Genomic DNA, 22,079 nt, shown 5'->3' on the forward strand with positions numbered 1-22,079 from the left:
CCGCTTCGCTAGCTTTGCAAGCGCTCTGTCCTGCGTGTCAGCCACTGTTCCAGGCCATGCATCAGCAGCGCCACCAGCATGGCCAGGACCACGCCGATCAGGCTGTTGAACAGGCGTATCTGCGCCAGGTGCCAATCGTGCGACAGGCTCTCGGCGAGCAGCACGAAACTGACCGTCACCTGCAGCACGAACAGGCCATAGTGATGTGCCTGGAAGGCGCGGCTGAGAATGATCAGCGGCAGGATGGTGGCGACCATCAGCGGAGGGCTCTGCAGGCTGTGGCCGAAGTAGATCAGCAGGGCGGCGGCAGCCAGGCTGGCCATGCTCAGCTGCAGGGCGCGCACCAGGCTGCCGCGCAGTTCCAGCTGCAGGGTGGCGATCAGTGCCAGGGTCAGCCAGTAGCCGCGCTGCAGCCCGGCCAGCTGGACGATCAGGCCAGCTGCGGCGAAAGCCAGGGTGCAACCCAGCGCATGCAGACGCCAGCGCTGCTCGGGCAGACGCCGCGCATGGCGCTTGAGCACCCTGAGGATGGCCATGAAGCGCGGCATGTACGGCCACATGCGCAGGCCATGCAGGCCGCGCAGGCCGAAGGCGAGCAGGGCGACCCAGAGGCCGCCGAGGACGAACAGCGCGGCTACCGCGTCGGCATTCTTGAGCGTGCCGAGGCCGAACTGGCCCTGGCCGATGCATAGGCACACGGCCAGGCCGATCCCGAGCTTGCCGGCCTCGGTACCGAAACGCTGCAACCAGGCCAGCAGGAAGCCGTAGCCGGCGAACAGGCCAAGGCTGAGCAGCGGATGGCTGGCCGACCAGAAGCCCAAGCCGGCGCTGCAGGCGCCGAGCAGGGTGAGCAGCAGCAGACGGAGCATACCGAAGCGGTGCAGCGGGTTGGCCTGGGCGGCCTGGAAGGCACCGGCCGAGGCCCACAGAAAACCGGGATGACCGCTGAACAGCCCGAGCAGCAACGGCAGGGCGCAGCCCAGGCCGGCAATCACCGCCGGCCCCCAGGCCGGAGGGCCGGCGTGCCAGCTGAACACCTGTCGGATCATCTCTCGCATGGCGTCACACCGGGCTGGAGCGCCCGGTCATCTCCCGGGCCATTTCGGTGGCGTAGCTGTCGGTCATGCCGGCAATGAAGTCGATCATGCGCAGGAACGACAAGTACAGCGGCCAGCCCGGCTCGGGCGCGTAGTGCGCGAGCAGGTCGAGGATGCGGCGGTTCTTGAACGACAGCTCGCGGCCGCTGTGCTGTTCCAGCGCGGCGCCGCAGAAAGCGTTGAGTAGGATCTCCAGGGTGGTGTAGGCACCGATCTCGTGCAGGGTCTTGCGCTTGTCCTGGAAGATCTTCTCGCGCGCCATGCCCTTGGCGCGCAGCACGCAGCGCTTGGCCGGGCCGTGCATGTGCTCCACCAGATCACCCTCCAGAGTGCCGGCGAGCAGCGCTGGCTGCTGTTCGACGAAGGCGCGGGCGGCGGCGTTGGTCAGGTGCTCGATGGCCTTGCCACGCAGGATCGCCAGCTTGCGCCGGCGCGAGTCGTTGGCGCCGAGCTGGCGGTAGGTTTCCGGCAGGTCGTCGCCGACCAGGTCGAACAGCAGGGCCTCGACCTCGGCGTAGTCGAGCAGCTCCATCTCCACGCCGTCTTCCAAGTCGATCAGCGCGTAGCAGATATCGTCTGCCGCCTCCATCAGGTACACCAGCGGGTGGCGCGCCCAGCGTTGTTCGTCCAGCTGCGGCAGACCGAGCTTGGCGGCGATCTGCTCCAGGCGCGGCAGCTCATGCTGGTAGCAGCCGAACTTGTGCTTCTTGTAGCCGAGGGCCTCGGCGTGGCGCGCGGTCCAGGGATACTTGAGGTAGGTGCCGAGGGTGGCGTAGGTCAGACGCATGCCACCGTCGAACTGGTGGTATTCCAGTTGGGTGAGTACGCGGAAGCCCTGGGCGTTGCCTTCGAAGCTGAGGAAGTCGGCGCGCTCGGCCTCGCTCATGTCGTCCAGCCAGCCGCGATTCGCGGCCTGGCGGAACCAGTGGCGAATGGCGTCTTCGCCGGAATGGCCGAAGGGTGGGTTGCCAATGTCATGCGCCAGGCAGGCGGACTGCACGATCACGCCCAGGTCGCTGGGCGCGCACCAGTCGGGCAACTCGTCGCGCAGCATCTCGGCCACGCGCATGCCGAGGGAGCGGCCGACGCAGCCGACCTCCAGCGAGTGGGTCAGACGGGTATGGATGTGATCGTTGCTGGAGACCGGGTGGACCTGGGTCTTACGCCCCAGGCGGCGGAAGGCGCCGGAGAAGATGATGCGGTCGTGATCCTTGTGAAACGGGCTGCGGCCCAGCTCGTCAGAGCTGTAGAGCGACTTGCCGAGCCGTTCGCGGGTAAGCAGGGTCTGCCAATCCAAGGGCTATCCTCGCCGGTGGGTGGTGAGCCCTTAGCTTCGGTGTTCGCGGCCATGCCTGCAAGTAGCGGTGCACTTTGCCGGCATGCCGATGAGCGGGCGACGGGCGGCAGGAGGATGCGTGGGTTTCTGTGATCACAGGTGATATCGTCGTGATATCGCGTAAAGACTTATACCCATAACAATAAGAGTAATAAGCACGTGACTTCACCAGCTGCCATTTCCGAGGACTCGCAGCAGCAGCTGCGCATCCGCCGCTTCATGATGAGTGTGGCGATGTACGTCCTGGCTAGCGTTCCGCAGGGTGTCTCGTTGTACAACGGCATTTCCCCGGCCTGGGTGATGCTGCTCTGGGCGGCCATCGCGGTCGCCACCAACCTCGGCTTCTATCTGCTGTTCCGCTTCGGCCTCAACCTGCGCTTCCGCGATCCCAGCCTGACCCTGCCGCAGATGGTCGCGGCCATCGCCATGGTGCTGTTCACCCAGAGTTACGCCGGCGAGGCGCGCGGCGCCTACCTCGTGGTACTGCTGATCATCATGGTGTTCGGCTGCTTCAAGCTACATACCCGCGAACTGCTGGGGCTGAGCCTGGCCACCATCGTCGCCTATGGCATGACCCTGCCCTTTATCCAGAAGATCGACGGCGAGGACTTCAACCTGGCTGTCGAAATGGTGCTGTGGTGCAGCTTCTCGGTATTCCTGCCGTTCATTTCCATTCTCGGCGGCAGCATCAGCGATCTGCGCAAGCGGCTGATGGCGAGCAATGCCCAGTTGCAGGAGGTGCTGCAGCAGGTGACCGAACTGGCCACCCATGACGAGCTGACTGGCGCCTACAACCGCCGCTATCTGCTGGAAATGCTCAACCACGAGAAGAACCGGACCGACCGTGGCGGCGCTGGCTTCTGCGTGTGCATCCTCGACCTCGACTACTTCAAGCGGATCAACGACACCTACGGGCACCCGGTGGGCGACGAGGTGCTCAAGACCTTCGCCAACGTGGTGCAGCCGCTGCTGCGCAGCACCGACTTCTTCGCCCGCTATGGCGGCGAGGAGTTCCTGCTGTTCCTGCCGCAGACCTCACTGGAGATGGCCCAGCATTGCATCAAGCGTATCCAGGATGCCCTGGCCGAGACCGGGTTCGCCGATCTGCCCGGCGAGGTACGAGTCACCGCGTCCATCGGCGTGGCGCAGTACTACCTGCAGGAGTCGGTTGCAGCGCTGATCGAGCGCGCCGACAAGGCCCTGTACCGGGCCAAGCAGAACGGCCGCAACCGCATGGAGCTGGCGCCGTTCCACAAGCCGATTCTGATCTGAGCCTCAGGACAGCCCCGCTGCATCGATATCGAGCAGCAGCAGGCGGCGGCCATTGTCGATGAACTGGCCGGCGGTCAAGCAGTACTGGTTGCTGGTGGCGTCGCGGTAGGTGCTCGACAGGGTCAGGCGGCGCTCTTCCCAGCCCTCGGCCAGCAACTGATAGAAGTAGGGCCGCCAGGACCAGTTGTGGCCCAGGTAGCGCGCGTCCTCTTGCCAGTCTTGCCCGTCCCACTGCAGGTTGGGGGTGAGCTGGGTGCCATGCCGGTCGCACTGGTAGATGCGCAGCAGCCAGGGGTAGTCGCTGGGATTGAGCAGCGAGTCGAGTTGCCCGCCGCGTTCGGCCCAGTGACGCACCAGGCTCATCAGCTCGGCCAGTTGCTGACGCAGGCTCATCAGCCGTGCGCGTTCGGCCAGCTTGCGCTGCACATACTGCTCGCGCAGGCGGGCGAAGCGCTCGACGAAGGCGTCGGCGGCGAAGAACTGTTCATCCGGCTTGGCGAACAGGTAGCCCTGCACGTAACGCGCGCCACACTCCAGGGCGAAGTCCAGCTCGGCCTCGGTCTCCACCCCCTCGGCGATGATCCAGCAGCCGGTCTTCTCCGCCATCTGCGCCAGGGCGCGCACCACCTCGCCACTGGGGCCGCCGCGGGCGGCTTCCTGGAACAGGCGCATGTCCAGCTTGAGGATGTCTGGCTGTAGTGCCAGCACGCGGTCGAGCTGCGAGTAGCCGGCGCCGAAGTCGTCGATGGCGATGCGTGCACCGGCCTCGCGGTAGCGCGCCACCACGCCCGTGAGCTTCTGGCTGCCGCCGCCCAGTTCGGTGATCTCGAATACCACGCGTTGCGGCGCCACGCCATGCTGCTGTAGCTGCTTGAGGCTGGGCAGGGCCTGGTTGGGGCGCAGCCAGGTGATCCAGCGCGGCGAGATATTGATGCTGAGGAACCAGTCGGCGGGCGCGTCACGCAGGCGGGCGAGGGCGTCGTCGCGAATCTGCCGGTCCAGCCGGCGCAGGTGCGCGGGCGAGACCTTGGGGTCAATGAACAGCGGGCCGACCGAATGCAGGCTGCCATCCTCATGGCGCAGCCTGCCGAGGGCTTCGAGGCCGGCGATGCGGCCGGTGGCGGTGTCGATGAAGGGCTGGAACACTGCTAAAGGTTGCCCGTCGATCACGAACAGTTTCCTTGCACTGATGAAAAACTGACCAGTCAGTTAGACCGATCGCGCTGCATCGCGTCTGCAAGGATGGGGCCAGATGTTTCAGCGGTGCTGCTGTTCGATGTTGGGACGCTGTGTCGCCTGCACCCCGCGAACGACCGGGTAGAGCACCAGGGCGGTCCGGGCCAGCTTGCCGAAGACGCCCAGGCGCCCGCCGAACAGCGTCAGCAGCACGCCGGCGGCGACCAACAGCGGGGTCTTGGCACTGGCGGGGTCAGCATGGCGCAGCTGCTGCAGTGGGTGGGTCAGCGGCTGGACGTTGTAGCGCAGTTGCTGACGATGCATTTCCAGACGCAGGCGCACCAGTTCCTTGCGCATGCTGCGGCGGGCGGAGGCGGACAGTGAATCACTCATGGCAGCAGGCGCTCCTTGTCGCGGGCCAGTTCCGCCAGCGTGGCGCGAAATGGCGATTCACCCTCGCGTGCCAGGCACATGGCCTTGCGTACGCACAGCAGCAGGGCCACGGCGTAGACCACGCAGAGGCCGATGGCGGCGGGTAGTCGGTAGGTGTCCCAGCAGGCGATGAGCACGACGGTCGAGAGTGCGAGCAACACCAGCAGGCCGAAGATCAGGCTGAGGCCGGAGAAGACGAAGAGACGGAACGAGCGCGACTTCTCCTCCTGGAACTCGATGCCGAGCAGTTCCAGGTGGCCCTGCAGCAAGCCGACGAAGGCGCCGCCCAGTTTCTTCAGCGAAGGTTTGGGCGCTTCCGCCGCCGGCTTCTGAAGGTCCTCCTGCATGGCATTCCTCCGTTAGCGGCGACCGGCCAGCAGGCCGAGCAGGAAGCCCACGCTGGCGGCGACGCCGATGGTCTGCCAAGGGTGCTGCTGTACGTACTCCTCGGTTTTTTCCACCGCGATGCGGCCCTGCTGCTCCAGGCTCTGCTCGGTTTCCTTGAGCAGGCCGCGGGCGCGGCTGAGGTTGTCGCTGATCTTGGCGCGCAGCTCCTGGACCTGATGGCCGGCCACTTCCGAGGTCTGCCGCAGCAGGCTCTCGGTGTCATGCACCAAGGTCTGGAATTCGGCAGACAGGGCATCCTGAGCCTGGCGCAGGTTGCGGCGATGGGCTTCCTTGTCGACGTTCGGGGTAGTGCTGCCGCTGGTTTCGAGACCGGACAGATCGGCGTTCGGCGTGATGGACATAGCGCTCTCCTCTGGAGTGATGGCGAACTCATGAGTTTCGAGCGAGGCCCATCCGGCTTGGTTCAGGCTATTTTGCGCCTCCTAATGGCACAGCTTTTGCCTTCGCATGGTGCATGGCGTCGCGCCAGCGCCCCTTGTTGGTTCGCTCGGTTCGCGATGGGTCCGCCATTCGCTTTGCTATGTCACTGAAAACAAAGGATGAAAATCGCGAGTGCGATTTTTTCGCAAAGGCCTGGCTCCTTTTGCGGGCGTTTTGCGGGTCGTCCTTATTGGGTCTGTGCTCATGGTTGGTGCGAGTGGTGGGTTTAGAGATCGCTTTTGGTGCTTTATAGGCCGGGGACACCCTTAGATGGAAAACCTCAATAGCGCCGTGGAAACCCTGATCCACGGCTCCAACACCCTGTTCATCCTGCTCGGCGCCATTATGGTGCTGGCCATGCATGCCGGCTTTGCCTTCCTCGAGGTGGGCACCGTACGGCACAAGAACCAGGTCAACGCCTTGTCGAAGATCCTCTCCGACTTCGCGGTGTCGGCCCTGGCGTACTTCTTCATCGGCTACTGGGTCGCCTACGGCGTCACCTTCTTCGCCCCGGCGAGCGAGCTGACAGCTGGCAGTGGCTACGCCCTGGTGAAGTTCTTCTTCCTGCTGACCTTTGCCGCGGCCATTCCGGCGATCATCTCCGGCGGTATCGCCGAGCGCGCCAAGTTCGGCCCGCAGCTGTGCGCCACGCTGCTGATCGTCGCCTTCGTCTATCCCTTCTTCGAGGGGCTGATCTGGAACGGCAACTTCGGCCTGCAGGCCTGGCTGACCGAGCGTTTCGGCGCTGCCTTCCATGACTTCGCCGGTTCGGTGGTGGTGCACGCGGTCGGTGGCTGGCTGGCCTTCGGCGCGGTGATCCTCCTCGGTCGTCGTGACGGGCGCTACCGCGATGGCCGCCTGGTGGCCTTCGCCCCGTCGAACATTCCGTTCCTCGCCCTGGGTTCGTGGATCCTGATCATCGGCTGGTTCGGCTTCAATGTGATGAGCGCGCAAACCCTGGGCAGCATCAGCGGCCTGGTGGCGGTCAACTCGCTGATGGCCATGGTTGGCGGCACCGTCGCTGCGCTGCTGGTCGGCCGCAACGACCCCGGCTTCCTGCACAACGGCCCGCTGGCCGGCCTGGTCGCCATCTGCGCCGGCTCCGACCTGATGCACCCGATCGGCGCCCTGGTCACCGGCGCCATCGCCGGCGCGCTGTTCGTCTGGGCGTTCACCGCCACCCAGGTGAAGTGGAAGATCGACGACGTGCTCGGCGTGTGGCCGTTGCACGGCCTGTGCGGCGTGTGGGGCGGCATCGCCTGCGGCATCTTCGGCCAGAGCTACCTGGGCGGTCTGGGCGGTGTCAGCCTGGCCAGCCAGCTGATCGGCACTGCGCTGGGCGTGCTGGTGGCCCTGTTCGGTGGCTTCCTGGTCTACGGCGTGCTGAAGAATCTCACCGGCATCCGCCTGAACCAGGAGCAGGAGTACTACGGCGCCGACCTGGCCATCCACAAGATCGGCGCCAACAGTCAGGACTGATTGCGTCGCGAATGAAAAAGCCCGCCGATTGGCGGGCTTTTTCATGCTGCGGGACTTACCAGAGCGACAGGCTGTAGCTGAGGATCAGGCGATTCTCATCCAGGTCGTTGCCGAAGTTGCTGCGCGCGGTAGCGTTACGCCATTTCACGCCGAAGTTCTTCAGCGGGCCTTCCTGGAACACGTAGGCGATGTCGGTGTTGCGTTCCCATTCCTTGCCGTCGCTGCCGGCGACGCCCATGTCGACGTCGTCGCCGCTCAGGTAGCGGGTCATGAAGGTCAGGCCGGGAATGCCGATGGCGGCGAAGTTGTAGTCATAGCGGGCCTGCCAGGACTTTTCGTCCTTGTTGGCGAAGTCGCCGATCTGCACATAGTTGACCAGGAACGGGTCGGTACCGTTGATGTAGGCGAAGCCGGTGTCGCCGCTCATCTTCTGGTAGCCGAGGCCGAAGGCATGGCCGCCCAGGCTGTAGGTGAACATGGCGTTGAGCGCCTTGTTGTCGACGTTGGTGTTGCCATCGTCGGTCGAGCGCGCCCAGCGGATGTCGGACTTCAGCGACTGCTTGTCGGCCAGCGGCAGGACGTGTACCAGGCTCAGGTAGTGCTGCTTGTACAGGTCTTCCAGCGCGCCGTAGTGGTAGCTGGTGGTCAGGCTGTCGTTCCACTTGTAGCTGAGGCCGCCGAAGTCGAACTTGTCGGCGGTGACTCCGGCAGCGCCGGTGATGTTGCGGCGGGCACCGGTGGTCATCGCCATGTCCTCGTAGTCCGAGGAGTCACGCTGGTTGTACTGTTTGAGGCGACCGGCATCGACGATCAGACCGTCGATCTCGGTGGAGTTCAGCGCACCACCGCTGAAGGCTTGCGGCAGCAGGCGCGAGTCGTTGGCCTGCACCACCGGCAGCTTGGGCATCAGGGTGCCGACTTTGACCACGCTCTTGGATATCTTCATCTTGGCGGTGGCGCCCAGATCGCCGTAGTCGTCCTGCGCGCGGCCGGTCTCGCGGTCGCGTTGCAGCAGGCCGGTGCCGCTACGATCGCTACCGGAGTCCAGTTTCACGCCCAGCGCGCCGATGGCGTCCAGGCCGAAGCCGACGGTGCCTTCGGTGAAGCCGGACTCGTAGCGCAGGATGAAGCCCTGGGCCCATTCCTCGGCCTTGGACTGGGCGGCGCCTTCCTGGCGGAAGTCGCGGTTCATGTAGAAGTTACGCAGTTCAATACTGGCCTTGCTGTCTTCCAGGAAGGCCGCCTGCGCGAGGGAGGGCAATGTGAGGCTGGTGCCCAGCGCGGCCAGGGCCACACCACGGGCGAGAGGGGTCTTGCTCATTGTTATTGTTTCCTCGGCTGGTGAAGGCGCTTCGGTTGTCCGAAGTCGTTGCAGCCTGAAGACTAAAACATTTCGAAAATATTGCTGCCTCTAGACCTTGGTCGAGGGTCATTCCACCCAGTGCGGGTAATAGCCCAGTGTGCGCTGCACGGATTCGTCATGGGCGGGCACCACGATCAGCTGCGGCTGCTCCTGCAGCAGGGCATGCACCTTTTCCAGCTGCAGGCGGGTGCCTTCGCGGTCGTTGTCGACCATGTTGCGGCTGATCCAGAACTTTTCCTTCGGACCGGTGAAGCCTTGCAGGCGCCAGCTGGCATCGCCGGTAAAGAAGAAGCGCCGGCCATCGTCGAGGGTCAGGAACAGGCCCACACCACCTGGCGTATGGCCCGCCAGTGGCACCAATACCAGGCTGCCGTCGCCGAACAGGTCGTGACTGCTCTCGAAACCCATGAAGGGTTGATCGTCGAACTGATAGGGCACCCAGCGGATGGGGTGGGCGAACTGGCTGGGCAATACGGCTGGAGGTACGGCGATGCGGCTGAACTCGATCTCTTCATAGGGTGCCCACACCGGCACCTCGGGGAAGTCGGCCAGGCCCGAGGCATGGTCCCAGTGGCTATGGGTGAGGAGGATGCGGTCGATGCGGATGCCGTCGCGGTCCAGTTGGTCGCGCACCGGCGTCACCTTGCCGTATTGCAGCAGCGGCTTGTCGTACCAGGGCATCTCGGACTCGAACTGCTGGTCCACCTGGCGTCCCAGTGAGGTATCCAGCAGCAGCGTGGCGGCGTGGTGCTCGATCAGTACGGCCACATGGTTGGCGATGGCCTTCTCGGTCCAGGCGCCGCCCTCGACGGTGAAGGCGTCCAGGGTTTCGGTTTCGGCGGTCTTGACCAGGGCGAAGCGCAGGCCGGCGGCCTGGGTGGTGCTGGCAAGCGCCAGCAGCAAGGCGAGGAGTAGGGCGCGCATGTTCAGTGTCCTTGAACGGGCAGGGCGAGTGCAGGCGCGCGATGGCCTGCGTGGGTATGAAGAGGGCTTTTCATAGCGGCGTGCCTCTCAGAGACCGGGCATGCCGATGTAGCCGGGCAGGGCGCGGATGCGTGCGAACCAGGCGGTAATGTGCGCGTAGGGCGCGAGATCCACGCCGCCGTCGCCTGCCAGGGCGACGTAAGGGTAGACCGCAAGGTCGGCGATGGTCGGTGCAGCGCTTTCGGCCAACCAGGCATGATGAGTGAGGTGGGCATCGAGCAACTCGAGCACCTGTACTGCACGTTGCTGCGCCCCCTCGAGATTGCCGGGCATGCGGAACAGCCTGTGCAGGCGCGCTTGTCCCGGCCCGCGCGCGGCCTCGTTGGCGGCGAAGCTCAGCCAGGCCGCGACGCGCGCCTGTGTGAGGTTGTCCTGCGGCAGCCAGCTGGCAGCTGCGTAGCGCTTGGCGAGGTAGGTCAGGATCGCTTGGGAGTCGTAGATCGGCTGGTCTTGGTCCACCAGTACCGGCACCTGGCCGCGCGGGTTTAGCGCGAGAAACTCCGGACGCTTCTGCTCGCCACCACGCAGATCGACTTCTCGCAGTTCCACCGGCTGGTCGAGCAAAGCAAGGAACAGGCGGACCTTGTAGCAGTTGCCGGAGAGGGTGAAGTCATGGAGCAGCATGGCGAGAGCCTCGTTGTTGGGTTTGACTCGATATTAGACAGACAGGTCTGTATATTTCAAGCGAGACTTTCTCAAACTGGAGCGCCGGCCTATGCCGCACGCATAATGTCCGCCCGACGGAGGACCCTGATGGCATCGAGCAAACGCGAGCAACTGATCAATACCGCGCTGGAGCTGTTCTATCGCGAGGGCTATCACGCCACCGGCATCGACCGCATCCTGGCCGAGTCCGGCGTGGCCAAGATGACCCTGTACAAGCACTTCAGATCGAAGGATGAGTTGATCCAGGCGGTGCTGGAGAATCGCGAGCAGGTCGTGCTGGAACAGTTGGCGGCGCTGCGAGCCAGCGCGTCGCCACGTGAGGCGGTGCTGCTGGTGTTCGATGGCCTGCATGCGTGGATCAGCGAGGCCGACTTCTGCGGCTGCAGCTTCATCAACGCCGCTGCCGAGTTCCAGGATCGCCAGCATCCGATCCATCAGCAGGCGGCGACCTTCAAGGCGGCCTTCGCCGAACATCTGCGCCAGGCGCTGGAACAACTCGGTGCGGCGGATGCGCTGCAGCTGGCGAATCAGCTGCAGTTCCTCTTCGAAGGCGCGCTGAGCATGGCCCACGTGCAGGGCCCGGCCGATCAGGCGCTACAGGCGCGCGCCGCCGCCGAAACCCTGCTGCAAGCCCGCGGGCTATAGATGCCCGCTGGTCGGTTTACCCTAAAATTTCCCGGCCTGCGGCCGTCAAACTGGCAGTTCACCCTGCCTGGTACGCCATCATGACCAATCTGGCTTCCCTCTCGCCCTCCCAGTCTCGCCCGACTGGGATCAATACCCTGGCCAATCAGCGTGGCCAGGTCGATCCGCAGAGCACCCTGGCCAACCGTCTGGCCAATCGCCTAGGCCTCGAACCCGGCGCCCTAGACGGCAAGCGCGAAGACTTCACGCCGGACAAGGTCGCCGACCGTATAGTCGGCTTCATCGAGCAGCGCCTGAAGAGCGAGGCCGCCGCCGGCGCCGATCCGGCCAAGCTGGAGAGCCTGCTGACTCAGGCCCGCGAAGGCGTGGAGAAGGGCTTCGCCGAGGCGCGCAAGATCCTCGACGGTATGGGCGTGCTCAAGGGCAAAGTGGCCGACGATATCGACGCCACCTACGACAAGATTCAGAGCGGCCTGGACGGGCTGCAGTCCGACTACGGCAAGACCGCGCCCAGCGGCAGCGGCAACACCGTGGCTGTGGCGGCTCGCAGTGAGCGTTTCGCCGCTCAGGCCGAGACCTTCGACATGCAGGTCACCACCCGTGACGGTGATCGCCTGAAAATCTCCATCGCCAGCGCCTCCGCCAGCTGGTCGCAGTCCAGCGTCGCCGCAGCCAGCAATGGCAATACTTCGGCGGCCAGTGCCAGCAGCAACTCCGGCAGCATCCAGATCGGCGCCTGGCAGGTACAGGTGGAAGGCGAACTGGATGACGAAGAACGCTCCGCCCTGGAAGACCTGTTCAAGCAGGTGCAGGACATCTCCAGCGACTTCTATTCGGGCAATCTGGAAGGCGCCTTCGATCGCGCCATGCAGCTGAATATCGACGGCTCGCAACTGGCGTCCATGTCGCTGCAGCTGACCCAGACCAGCGTGCGCCAGGCCACCGATACCTACGGTGCTGTGGCTCAGCAGGGCGGCCAGGCCGCCAGCGCGGTGAACGACGATTTGATCGACTACGCCCGCGGTCTGCTCGATGCGCTGCGCACTGCTGACAAGGTGTCGGAAGACGCCAAGGGTACCCTGGAGCAGCTGCTGGACGGTGGCTTCAGCCTCGACGAGCGTTTCGACGAGTCGCTGCTGAGCAAAGCGAAGGAGCTCAACAGCCGTCTGCTCGATGGTCTGCAGGGCATGCTCGGCAACGAGCCCAAGGCCGAGGAAGCTTGAGCGGGTGTTAGACTGCGTCTCTGATCGAGTTCGGAGACGCCCCGATGCCCCCTGAATGCCAACTCTTCGGCACCCTCGGCTGCCATCTCTGTGAGGTGGCCGAGGCGCTGCTGATGCCCTTCGTCGAGCACGGTCTGCTGGTCGAACTGGTCGACATTGCCCAGCGTGAAGACTGGGTCGAGCAGTACGGCCTGCGCATCCCGGTGCTGCGTCGCAACGACAGCGGTGCCGAACTCAACTGGCCCTTCGATGCCGATCAGGTTGTGGCCTTCCTGCGCTGAATCCTTCTCTGCTCTGACTGCTTGATATCTTGAACGGCTGATGCGTATTTTGTACGGATCAATAACAAGGATAAGCAGTCATGAATACCGACGGCCGCAGTTCGCTCGCAGAGCGTTTGACCGGAGTAGGCGAAATCGAGTGTGTCACCGCGGACCTCAATGGTGTGCCGCGGGGCAAGGTGATGACTGCAGAGGGCTTCCTCGAAGGTCGCCGCCTGCAGCTGGCGCGCGGGGTGCTGCTGCAGTGCATCATGGGCGGCTATCCGCCGGCACGCTTCTACGGCAGCGACGATGGCGACCTGGTGCTCAGCAGCGAGCCGCAGCGCGTATTCCGTCTGCCCTGGAGCGACTCACCGCAGGCCATGGCCATCTGCGGTGCCGACGAACTGGATGGGCGCAGTTCGGGCCTTTCCACTCGCGGGCTGCTCAAACGTGTAGTCGCCGCGTACGCCGAGCATGGCTGGCAGCCCGTGGTGGCGACCGAGCTGGAGTTCTTCATTTTCGAGCGGCATCTGGATGCCGCACAGCCGTTCCGCCCGCCGCTGGGCTTAGATGGCAGTCGCGAGAGTGGCTGTTCGGCCTTCAGCGTTTCGTCGGGCAACGGTCTGCGGCCGTTCTTCGAGGAGGTCTACCGCTGCATGGCGGAGCTCGGCCTGCCGCGCGATACCTTCATGCATGAGATGGGCGTCAGCCAGTTCGAGATCAATCTGCTGCATGGCGACCCTCTACTGGTGGCCGACCAGACGTTCCTGTTCAAGCACATGCTGCGCGAGGTCGGGCTCAAGCACGGCTTGGCCGTGGTGTGCATGGCCAAGCCGCTGCCGCATACGCCGGGCAGCTCCATGCATATCCACCAAAGCGTGGTGGAGCAGGGTAGTGGTCGCAACATCTTCAGCTCCGACGATGGCGAGGCGACGCCAGCGTTCTTCCACTTCATCGGCGGCCAGCAGGCCGCGCTGGCAGACTTCACCCTGCTGTTCGCGCCGCATGTGAACTCCTATCAGCGCCTTTGCCATCCCTATGCCTCGCCGAACAACGCCTGCTGGTCGCATGACAACCGCGCCGCCGGACTGCGCATTCCGGCCAGTGGCGCGGCCGCACGGCGGGTAGAGAATCGCCTGCCTGGCGCCGATGCCAACCCTTATCTGGCCATCGCTGCCAGCCTGGCCGCGGGGCTGCATGGCCTGCAGCAGCAACTCGAGCCGCATGCGGCGATCCAGGGCGAGTTCGAGGTGCCGCCGGCGCTCAGCCTGCCTTGCACCATGCACGCGGCGCTGCAGCGCCTGCAGGCCAGCGAGTTGGCCAGGCAGTGGTTTGGCGAGGAGTTCGTTGGTGGTTACTGCGCCAGCAAGGGCATGGAGCTGACCAGCTATCTGGACGAGATCACCCCTTGGGAGCGACGCGTGCTGGGCGGCCAGGTCTGAATGCAAAAGGCCGCCCTGGGGCGGCCTTTTCTGCAAACGCTTACGTCAGTCCTCGCGGCGCGCTTCGCGCTGCAGCTGGTAGACGAAACGTTCTACCTGGCGCTGTTCCAGGCCGCTCATGCGGTGGAAGCGCAGACCGGCGAAGGTCATGTCGACCTTCTCCACATAGTGCACATGGCGCAGTTCAACGGCCATGGTCATGGCACCGATCGGCAGCGATGCGGCGAAGCGCTCATAGACCTGGCCGGATTGCAGGCGGCCGCTGACATCGCCAGCGAAGCGCAGGCGGCAGCCAGTGGCGGAGATATCCAGCATCTGGCCCTTGATGCCCGGGTTGAGGCGGGTACCGGACAACTCGATGTTGACCAACTGGCCCTGGCCGAGCGAGGCGCGGAACGCATTGCGGCGCTGGTGGTAGGTCACCCGCTCCGGCATGTGGCTCCAGTAGCAGCGAGAGCCTTCCAGCTCGCCGATCTGCACGGGATCATCGCAATCCCACGCAATGCGCACGCCGTCGTGGAAGCCCTCGACGCGGAACGGCTCGCCGTTCTGCATGAAGCGCTCGCCATCGTTGGGCACCATTTCGTCGAGGGCGATGACGCCCCGCTCGCGATTGACCTCGACCAGGAAGCTCTGGAAACGCTGGTTGCGCTCCTTGAACATGATGATCAGCGGGTCGTTGCTCTGCTGCAGCAAGCGCAGGTTGGCGAAGATCTCCAGTGGTGCGCTCAGCACCTTGGGTGGCTGTGGGCCATCGTCTTCGTGGAATGGATTGGACACGATCCAACAATCTCCGGGTACTACCGCACTAGCATACTGGCATATTGCCGGTATGTCCCTGTGCTTGTTGTTATGGGGCTCAGGCCTGGCTGAGCGGGCGTTGCTGCGCGATTCTAGCGGCGCCGCCGCGGCTGTCATAGAGCCCCGGTGTTTCTCCGCCGCGGAGAATGCCGAGCACGCTTTTCAGGGATGCCTGATTGGCGCGGATCAACCGGCCATTGCGTTGGTTGGCGTCGCGGCAGCTTTCCAGCAGTTGGTTCAGCTCTTCGCTGCGGGCAAGCAGTTCGGGGCTGTCGGTGCTGCGGCTGGCCAGGGTTTCCAGGCCGGCGCGGTCGGCGCTCAACTGCTGCGCGGCGAGCAGCTTGCTGCGTGCCGTGCCGTGCTGGTCGAGCAGGCCGAGGAGGGGGATTTTTTCGCCAAGAATTTGTTCCAGACGCGGCAGGTCGCGTTCGCCCATGGCCTGGAATTCGTTATCGATCAGTTCAAGCAGGCGTTGTGCCGTGCCGATATCTTCGATGAACAGTTGCAGCAGTTCGTTAGTTTGCATCGCGGGCTCTGGGGATCGGGCGTCCAACACCCCCAGCGCAGCCCTGAGACTAGCGCTGGGATTCGAAATCGAGCAGCTTGCCGGCGACGCGCTGGGCATCGACCTGGTAGCTGCCATCGGCGATGGCCTGCTTCAGTTTGGCGACGCGCTCTTTGTCCACGGTCGGCAGGTCACGCAGCTTGTCGCTCACTTTCTGCAACTGCTGGGCTTCACGGCTGAGCTGAACGGATTCACCCGTTTTGCCGGCAGGGGCCTGCTCATCGGCAACCTGAGCCACATTCGGCTGAGTGCTGCTGACGGCTTCGTTACGGCCGCTGGCCTGAGCATTGCCGGTACGCCCGCTGTTCGCGGCGTTGGAGGCATTGTTCAGCCTGTTGAAGTCGATAACCATGTTGTGAACCTCTGACGGTATCTGGACGCTTGACTGGGTTGTCGGCCGGTCCCGTCGAAACTTTAGGGCGCAAATGTGTGCGTCGTTTAACAGTGTAGGAAATCGTCGGTTAATTGCGCTACAAGAATCGTGCCTACATCTCCACTTCGACCTGGCCGGGGCCCACTACTCGTGCCCTGACCACTCTCTGCGAGCCCAGATTGCGGACGCTGATCTGCTGGCCGAGAGTCCCGCCAGACAAGGCCTCGCCTTGCATGCGCACACTGATGCCACCGCTCTGCGCGGCAATCACGACCTGATCACCGCGGCGTACGCTTTCGGCCAGTTGCAGTTGTGCTGGGGTCAGCACCTGATCGATTTGTGCCGGTCGCGTCAGTTTTTTGCCGATGGCCTGGTTCGGATCGGTGATATAGCCTCGGTTGAGCAGGCCGATGTCCTGTTCTACTAGGGCTATATCCGCCGGCCCTACTATGTTGTCGCGCTTGAGCGCAGTCTTCAGGACGACCACCGGTCGGAAGATGCGCACCTGGGCCGGTACGAAGACTGTCCAAGGTGTGCTGCCTTCGCAGCTGACTCGGACGGTGACCCTGCCAACTGGCTGTGCCGGGCTTTCCAGGCTTTGCGTCAAATCGCTGTCGCAGGCGGCCAGGCGTAGGCGCGGGTCGAGCTGATTCACTTGAATTTCATGGCGCGCTGGGATTTCGCTACGCTCTAGATAGTCCTCGACCATGAACTCAAGAAAGCCCTCGGTAGCGCCGATAAGCTCCTCGGGCAGGGTCAGCGGCGCGGCGTGCAGCGAGCTGTAGCCGAACAGGCCCAAAGCGGGTAAAACACCGGCAAGGCCAAGGCGTTTTGCCATCATGCGTCGGGAAAGTGTCGTGAATATGTTCATGACGCTCACAAAGCAAGGCCCGTGCCGCCTGCTAGGCTAAGCAGGACGCACGGCGATATGAACAATAAGGAGTCTGGGCATGGCCGGAGTATTGGACTCGGTTAACCAGCGTACCCAACTGGTCGGGCAGAACCGCCTGGAGCTCTTGCTGTTCCGATTGGACGGTCCGCAGCTCTACGGCATCAACGTGTTCAAGGTGAAGGAGGTGCTGCAATGCCCCAAACTCACCGTGATGCCGAAATCCAGTCAGGTGGTGCGTGGTGTGGCGAACATCCGCGGGGGCACCATCCCGATTCTCGATCTTGCGCTGGCCACTGGTAGGTCCGCGCTGGACGATATCCAGAACAGTTTCGTGATCATCACCGAGTACAACACCAAGGTGCAGGGTTTTCTGGTGCGCTCGGTGGAGCGCATCGTCAACATGAACTGGGGCGAGATCCATCCGCCACCCAAGGGCACTGGTCGTGACCACTACCTGACCGCGGTGACCCGCGTGGACAACAGGCTGGTCGAGGTCATCGACGTGGAGAAGATCCTCGCCGAGGTGGCGCCCATGTCGGAAGCGATTTCCGAGGGCGTGGTGGACGTCGAGACCCAGGCCAAGGCCGTGTCCAAGCGCGTGCTGATCTGCGACGACTCATCGGTGGCGCGCAAGCAGGTTTCGCGCTGCCTGGAGAGTGTCGGCGTGGAGGTCGTGGCGCTCAACGATGGGCGCGAAGCCTATGACTATCTGCGCAAGATGGTGGAAGAGGGCAAGGACCCGGCGAAAGAATTCCTCATGCTGATCTCCGACATCGAGATGCCGGAGATGGATGGCTACACCCTGACGGCGGAGATTCGTTCCGATCCGAGGATGCAGACCCTGCATGTGATTCTGCATACTTCACTCTCCGGAGTGTTCAACCAGGCGATGGTGAAGAAGGTCGGGGCCGATGACTTCCTGGCGAAGTTCCGGCCGGATGATCTGGCCTCGCGCGTGGTGGAACGCATCCGTGTAGCTGATGGGGGCTGAGGGCTCGGCCCTCGGTTAGGACTATGTATGGTGAGGCGGCATTAGTGTCTTCAGGGAATTTGGATTTCGAGCAGTTCCGGACCTTTCTGGAAAAGGCCTGCGGCATTCTGCTGGGGAGCAATAAGCAATACCTGGTGTCCAGCCGCCTGAACAAGTTGATGGAACAGCAGGGGATCAAGACCCTCGGCGAACTGGTGCAGAAGATGCAAGCCCAGCCTCGTGGAGGGTTGCGCGAGCAGGTGGTGGACGCGATGACCACCAACGAAACCCTGTGGTTCCGCGATACCTATCCCTTCGAAGTGATGAAGAACCGGGTGCTGCCCGAGCTGATCAAGGCCAACCCCAGTCAGCGTCTGCGCATCTGGTCGGCCGCCTGTTCCTCAGGGCAGGAGCCTTACTCGCTGTCCATGACCATCGACGAGTTCGAGAAGACCAACCTGGGGCAGCTCAAGGCTGGCGTGCAGATAGTGGCGACGGATCTGTCGCCATCGATGCTGACCAACTGCAAGTCCGGCGAGTACGACAGCCTGGCCATGGGTCGCGGTCTGTCACAGGATCGCCTGCAGCGCTACTTCGATCCCAAGGGACCGGGGCGTTGGGCAGTCAAGACGCCGATCAGGAGTCGAATCGAGTTCCGTCCGCTGAATCTGCTGGAGAGCTACGCGGCTCTCGGTAAATTCGATGTGGTGTTCTGCCGCAACGTGCTGATCTATTTCTCGGCCGAGGTGAAGAAGGACATCCTCACCCGCATCCATGCCACGCTCAAGCCGGGTGGCTATCTCTTCCTCGGGGCTTCCGAGGCGCTCAACGGCCTGCCAGACCTCTATCAGATGGTTCAGTGCAGTCCGGGGATCATCTACAAGGTGAAGTGATCCGGAAGTGTGTGCAGACGGGAGGCCTAGGCCTCCCGTTTTCATTTCCGGGGCGGCAACGCGGCATTGCCGGCTTTGCCGCTTAGCCTGTTTCAAGCGGAAAAGCTTTGCCGCTTGCCGCTTGTCAGGTTGCTTAAGACTTTGTAAGTGAATGAAAAATAAGAAAAAATAAAATTGGCACAGCCTTTGCTGAATGTCTGGCAACACGCCCAACCGGCAAAGGTTCCAGATCATGAGCATCAGCTTCGAAAGCGCACTTGGCATCCACGAAACAGCCCTCGGCTTCCGTGCCCGCCGTGCCGAGGTTCTGTCCAACAACATCGCCAACGCCGACACCCCGAACTACAAGGCGCGTGATCTGGATTTCTCCGCCGTCCTGGCCGAGCAGAGCGAGAAGCAGAGTGGCAAACAGTTCGGCCTGAACCGTACCGACACCCGTCATATTGCCGCTGACGGCATCGAGTTGGCCGACCCGGCACTGCGCTACCGCACCCCGTTCCACCCGTCCATCGATCAGAACAGCGTCGACATGCAGCAGGAGCAGGCCAACTACACCGAGAACGCGGTGCAGTTCCAGGCCAGCTTCACCCTGCTCAATGGCAAGTTCAAAGGGCTGATTGGCGCCCTGCGCGGCGAATAAGGGAGATCACCACCATGTCACTCGCCAGTGTCTTCAATATCGCCGGTACCGGTATGAGCGCCCAGAGCACTCGCCTGAACACAATCTCCAGCAACATCGCCAACGCCGAGACCGTTTCCTCGAGCATCAACCAGACCTACCGCGCTCGTCACCCGGTGTTTGCCACCACCTTCGAGTCGACCATGCAAGGCGACCGCGGCTCGCTGTTTGCCGATCAGGATCAGCCTGGTCGTGGCGTGCAGGTGCTGGGGGTGGTCGAGGATCAGAGCAGCCTGATGCCGCGCTACGAGCCTAACCATCCGGCGGCCGACGAGAAGGGCTACGTGTATTACCCGAATGTCAACGTGGTCGAGGAGATGGCCGACATGATTTCCGCCAGTCGCGCCTTCCAGACCAACGTGGAAATGATGAACACCGCCAAGCAGATGATGCAGCGCGTACTGACCCTGGGTCAGTAAGCAGCGAACGAGGAGCGAGACAATGAGTGTCAGTGGCGTTAGTTCCGCGCTGGACCAGTACCAGATCAAGCAGGACACCACGCAGAACAAGGAGCTCGGCAAGAACCAGTTCCTCGAGTTGCTGGTCGCCCAGCTGAACAATCAGAACCCGCTGGAACCGCAGGAGAATGGCGAGTTCATCGCCCAGCTCGCGCAGTTCAGCCAGGTTGAGGGTATCGAGCAGCTCAACTCCAGCATGGAGTCGTTGCTCTCCGGCTACCAGTCCTCGCAGGCGCTGCAGGCATCGTCCCTGGTCGGGCGCAAGGTGATTATCCCGACCGAGAAGGCGGTGGTGGACACCAGCGAAACCTTCAAGGGCAGCCTGGTACTGCCGGTTACCAGCAGCAACGTCTACGTCAACGTCTACGACAGCGCTGGCAAGGCGGTGAGTCGCGTCAACCTCGGCCAGCAGTCTGCCGGCAACGTCAGCTTCATGTGGGACGGCAAGGACTCGAGCGGCAATCTGTTGCCGCCCGGCACCTACAAGTTCGAAGCGCAGGCCACCTACGCCGATGGCACCAAGGGGCTCTACACCCTGCTGCCGGCGAACGTCGACAGCGTCACGCTCGGCCAGAACGGCGGCGAGCTGATGCTCAATCTTGCAGGGCTTGGCAGCGTAGCGTTGTCCCAGGTCCAGATCATTGGTCAGTAACCCCAGGCTGTATGCGCCGGCAGTAGCGGCAAAGGAGTAAATCCATGGCTTTCAATATCGGTCTCAGCGGTCTGCGGGCAGCCACCAAGGACCTCAACGTCACCGGCAACAACATTGCCAACGCTGGTACCGCCGGCTTCAAGCAGTCGCGCGCCGAGTTCTCCGACGTCTATGCCGCCTCAATGCTCGGCAGTGGCTCCAACCCCACTGGCAGCGGTGTGCTGCTGTCCGATGTGTCGCAGCTGTTCAACCAGGGCAACATCAACTACACCCAGAACGCCCTGGACCTGGCTATCAACGGCAACGGCTTCTTCGTCACCAGCAACAATGGTGATATCAGCTATACCCGTGCCGGCTATTTCGGTACCGACCGCGATGGCTTCGTGGTCAACAACTTCGGTTACAAGCTGCAGGGATATGCAGTTGATGCCAATGGCAACCTGCAGAACGGCGTGGTGACCGATATCCAGATTCGCACCGCGTCCCAGTCGCCTCGGGCCACCGAGAACATGACGCAAACCTTCAACCTGAACTCGAACAACACGGTGCCCACCACTACACCGTTCGATCCAACGGATCCCACTACCTACAATTCGTCGACCTCGACCAATATCTACGACACGCAGGGTAATGCCCACGTGTTCACTCAGTATTTCGTCAAGACTGGCCCCAATACTTGGGCGATGAATGTTCTGGTCGATGGCCGTAGTCCGTCCAACCCGGATGGCGATGCGGCTGCGGTTACGGCGGCCAATACGGCAGCGACTGCCCCCGGCGCTACCCCGGCCAGCGTTCTGGCTGCGGTGCCGGGTGGTAGTGACGCCAGTGTTATTGCTGCGGCAACTGCGGCTGCCGCGGCTCCAGGCGCGACTGCAGCGAGTGTTGCGGCTGCCGTCTTTGCCGCCTCCGAGGCTTTGGCTACCGTTCCGTCGAGTGCTGCATTGACTTTCAGCGCATCGGGGCAGTTGTTGTCTACGACCAGTACGGATCTCACGGTGAATCCCGATGGCACTATTTCCATGAATAACTGGGTGCCTGCCGCGCCGGACGGCTCCACGCCGCCGATCTGGAGTGCTAATGGCGCCAACGCCTCGGCCACCGGGGTGACTCTCGATCTGCGCACTGCCACCCAGTTCGCCAGTGCCTTTGCGGTGACAGCGGTCAGTCAGGATGGCTATACCACGGGTGAGCTGTCAGGGCTGGAGATCGACGACACCGGCGTGATCTTTGCCCGCTATACCAACGGCCAATCTCTGGTTCAGGGACAGGTGGTTCTGGCCAACTTCGCCAACGTCCAGGGCCTGACTCCAGTGGGCAAGACGGCCTGGGTGCAGTCCTTCCAGTCCGGCGAACCGGTAGTCGGCACCCCGCGCTCGGGCACACTGGGTGCCTTGCAAGCGGGTGCGTTGGAGGATTCCAACGTCGAGCTGTCGGACCAGTTGGTGAACCTGATCGTTGCCCAGCGTAACTACCAGGCCAACGCCAAGACCATCGAGACCGAGAGCGCTATCACTCAGACCATCATCAACCTGCGTTGATGAGTGAGGGGGGGCTTGCCGGCAGCGGCAAGCCCTCGCCGGCATACCCTTC

The 22,079-nt window shown here is 63.3% G+C and carries 25 protein-coding genes; 12 read left to right on the forward strand and 13 right to left on the reverse strand.

Going from position 1 to position 22,079, the window contains the following annotated elements:
* Positions 1-8: 8 nt before the first annotated feature.
* Both IP89_RS03845 and IP89_RS03850 read right to left on the reverse strand, forming a co-directional pair.
* Entirely contained in the window at positions 9-1,058 is a 1,050-nt protein-coding gene (locus tag IP89_RS03845; protein WP_043307856.1) for an FUSC family protein, read from the reverse strand.
* A gap of 4 nt (positions 1,059-1,062) precedes the next feature.
* Positions 1,063-2,394, reverse strand: a complete 1,332-nt coding sequence (locus tag IP89_RS03850) for a deoxyguanosinetriphosphate triphosphohydrolase (RefSeq protein ID WP_043307858.1) — start codon at positions 2,392-2,394, stop codon at positions 1,063-1,065.
* A gap of 198 nt (positions 2,395-2,592) precedes the next feature.
* Here IP89_RS03850 and IP89_RS03855 point away from each other — a divergent pair, with 198 nt between their 5' ends.
* Positions 2,593-3,705, forward strand: a complete 1,113-nt coding sequence (locus IP89_RS03855; protein WP_043307859.1) for a GGDEF domain-containing protein — start codon at positions 2,593-2,595, stop codon at positions 3,703-3,705.
* Between the two features lie 3 nt (positions 3,706-3,708).
* Here the strand turns inward: IP89_RS03855 and IP89_RS03860 are convergent, their stop codons facing one another.
* The 4 genes from IP89_RS03860 to IP89_RS03875 all read right to left on the reverse strand — a co-directional run bounded on the left by IP89_RS03860 (position 3,709) and on the right by IP89_RS03875 (position 6,062).
* Complete coding sequence (locus IP89_RS03860) at positions 3,709-4,875, reverse strand: EAL domain-containing protein (RefSeq protein WP_043307860.1); 1,167 nt, start codon at positions 4,873-4,875, stop codon at positions 3,709-3,711.
* Between the two features lie 87 nt (positions 4,876-4,962).
* Complete coding sequence (locus IP89_RS03865) at positions 4,963-5,274, reverse strand: hypothetical protein (protein WP_043307863.1); 312 nt, start codon at positions 5,272-5,274, stop codon at positions 4,963-4,965.
* Positions 5,271-5,660 (reverse strand): phage holin family protein, encoded by a 390-nt coding sequence (locus tag IP89_RS03870; RefSeq protein ID WP_043307865.1) that lies wholly within the window; start codon positions 5,658-5,660, stop codon positions 5,271-5,273. Before IP89_RS03870 ends, IP89_RS03865 begins: the two co-directional genes overlap by 4 nt.
* Before the next feature lie 12 nt (positions 5,661-5,672).
* Positions 5,673-6,062, reverse strand: coding sequence for a YqjD family protein (locus IP89_RS03875; RefSeq protein WP_052080945.1), 390 nt, complete (start codon positions 6,060-6,062; stop codon positions 5,673-5,675).
* 349 nt (positions 6,063-6,411) lie between these two features.
* Here IP89_RS03875 and IP89_RS03880 point away from each other — a divergent pair, with 349 nt between their 5' ends.
* Positions 6,412-7,620, forward strand: coding sequence for an ammonium transporter (locus IP89_RS03880; protein ID WP_043307867.1), 1,209 nt, complete (start codon positions 6,412-6,414; stop codon positions 7,618-7,620).
* Positions 7,621-7,675: 55 nt separating this feature from the next.
* Here the strand turns inward: IP89_RS03880 and IP89_RS03885 are convergent, their stop codons facing one another.
* The 3 genes from IP89_RS03885 to IP89_RS03895 all read right to left on the reverse strand — a co-directional run bounded on the left by IP89_RS03885 (position 7,676) and on the right by IP89_RS03895 (position 10,591).
* Positions 7,676-8,941, reverse strand: coding sequence for an OprD family porin (locus tag IP89_RS03885; RefSeq protein WP_043307868.1), 1,266 nt, complete (start codon positions 8,939-8,941; stop codon positions 7,676-7,678).
* Positions 8,942-9,049: 108 nt separating this feature from the next.
* Positions 9,050-9,907, reverse strand: coding sequence for an MBL fold metallo-hydrolase (locus IP89_RS03890; RefSeq protein ID WP_043307871.1), 858 nt, complete (start codon positions 9,905-9,907; stop codon positions 9,050-9,052).
* Positions 9,908-9,994: 87 nt separating this feature from the next.
* The gene (locus IP89_RS03895) at positions 9,995-10,591 is read right to left on the reverse strand and encodes a glutathione S-transferase family protein (RefSeq protein ID WP_043307873.1); all 597 of its coding nucleotides are present in this window, start codon (positions 10,589-10,591) and stop codon (positions 9,995-9,997) included.
* Between the two features lie 129 nt (positions 10,592-10,720).
* Between IP89_RS03895 and IP89_RS03900 the strand changes: the two genes are divergently transcribed.
* The 4 genes from IP89_RS03900 to IP89_RS03915 all read left to right on the forward strand — a co-directional run bounded on the left by IP89_RS03900 (position 10,721) and on the right by IP89_RS03915 (position 14,206).
* Positions 10,721-11,278 carry a TetR/AcrR family transcriptional regulator gene (locus tag IP89_RS03900; RefSeq protein ID WP_043307875.1) on the forward strand — a complete coding sequence of 186 codons (558 nt, stop codon included), beginning with the start codon at positions 10,721-10,723 and terminating at the stop codon, positions 11,276-11,278.
* Positions 11,279-11,358: 80 nt separating this feature from the next.
* Entirely contained in the window at positions 11,359-12,501 is a 1,143-nt protein-coding gene (locus tag IP89_RS03905; protein ID WP_043307876.1) for a DUF5610 domain-containing protein, read from the forward strand.
* 44 nt (positions 12,502-12,545) lie between these two features.
* Positions 12,546-12,782, forward strand: a complete 237-nt coding sequence (locus IP89_RS03910; RefSeq protein WP_043307878.1) for a glutaredoxin family protein — start codon at positions 12,546-12,548, stop codon at positions 12,780-12,782.
* A gap of 182 nt (positions 12,783-12,964) precedes the next feature.
* A complete protein-coding gene (locus IP89_RS03915) occupies positions 12,965-14,206 on the forward strand; it encodes a glutamine synthetase family protein (protein WP_177326838.1) in 1,242 nt (413 codons plus the stop codon).
* A 45-nt stretch (positions 14,207-14,251) separates the two neighbouring features.
* Here the strand turns inward: IP89_RS03915 and IP89_RS03920 are convergent, their stop codons facing one another.
* The 4 genes from IP89_RS03920 to flgA form a co-directional block, all read right to left on the reverse strand.
* Positions 14,252-14,986, reverse strand: a complete 735-nt coding sequence (locus IP89_RS03920; protein ID WP_043307881.1) for a flagellar brake protein — start codon at positions 14,984-14,986, stop codon at positions 14,252-14,254.
* Positions 14,987-15,065: 79 nt separating this feature from the next.
* On the reverse strand, positions 15,066-15,533 hold the full coding sequence (locus tag IP89_RS03925; RefSeq protein ID WP_043307882.1) for a flagella synthesis protein FlgN: 468 nt from the start codon (positions 15,531-15,533) through the stop codon (positions 15,066-15,068).
* A gap of 49 nt (positions 15,534-15,582) precedes the next feature.
* Positions 15,583-15,924, reverse strand: coding sequence for a flagellar biosynthesis anti-sigma factor FlgM (gene flgM, locus IP89_RS03930; RefSeq protein WP_043307883.1), 342 nt, complete (start codon positions 15,922-15,924; stop codon positions 15,583-15,585).
* Between the two features lie 133 nt (positions 15,925-16,057).
* A complete protein-coding gene (flgA, locus tag IP89_RS03935) occupies positions 16,058-16,816 on the reverse strand; it encodes a flagellar basal body P-ring formation chaperone FlgA (protein ID WP_043307884.1) in 759 nt (252 codons plus the stop codon).
* A 79-nt stretch (positions 16,817-16,895) separates the two neighbouring features.
* Here flgA and IP89_RS03940 point away from each other — a divergent pair, with 79 nt between their 5' ends.
* The 6 genes from IP89_RS03940 (at position 16,896) to IP89_RS03965 (ending at position 22,027) form a co-directional block, all read left to right on the forward strand.
* Positions 16,896-17,828, forward strand: coding sequence for a chemotaxis protein CheV (locus IP89_RS03940; protein WP_043307886.1), 933 nt, complete (start codon positions 16,896-16,898; stop codon positions 17,826-17,828).
* A gap of 44 nt (positions 17,829-17,872) precedes the next feature.
* Positions 17,873-18,700, forward strand: a complete 828-nt coding sequence (gene cheR, locus IP89_RS03945; protein WP_043307888.1) for a protein-glutamate O-methyltransferase CheR — start codon at positions 17,873-17,875, stop codon at positions 18,698-18,700.
* A 232-nt stretch (positions 18,701-18,932) separates the two neighbouring features.
* A complete protein-coding gene (gene flgB / locus IP89_RS03950) occupies positions 18,933-19,340 on the forward strand; it encodes a flagellar basal body rod protein FlgB (RefSeq protein ID WP_043307890.1) in 408 nt (135 codons plus the stop codon).
* Between the two features lie 14 nt (positions 19,341-19,354).
* Entirely contained in the window at positions 19,355-19,798 is a 444-nt protein-coding gene (gene flgC, locus IP89_RS03955; RefSeq protein ID WP_043307891.1) for a flagellar basal body rod protein FlgC, read from the forward strand.
* A gap of 22 nt (positions 19,799-19,820) precedes the next feature.
* Positions 19,821-20,489 (forward strand): flagellar hook assembly protein FlgD, encoded by a 669-nt coding sequence (flgD, locus tag IP89_RS03960; RefSeq protein ID WP_043307892.1) that lies wholly within the window; start codon positions 19,821-19,823, stop codon positions 20,487-20,489.
* A gap of 44 nt (positions 20,490-20,533) precedes the next feature.
* Positions 20,534-22,027 (forward strand): flagellar hook protein FlgE, encoded by a 1,494-nt coding sequence (locus IP89_RS03965; RefSeq protein WP_043307893.1) that lies wholly within the window; start codon positions 20,534-20,536, stop codon positions 22,025-22,027.
* The last annotated feature ends 52 nt before the right edge of the window (positions 22,028-22,079 follow it).

This window comes from Pseudomonas sp. ML96 (assembly GCF_000761545.1).
Classification (GTDB): Bacteria; Pseudomonadota; Gammaproteobacteria; order Pseudomonadales; family Pseudomonadaceae; genus Aquipseudomonas.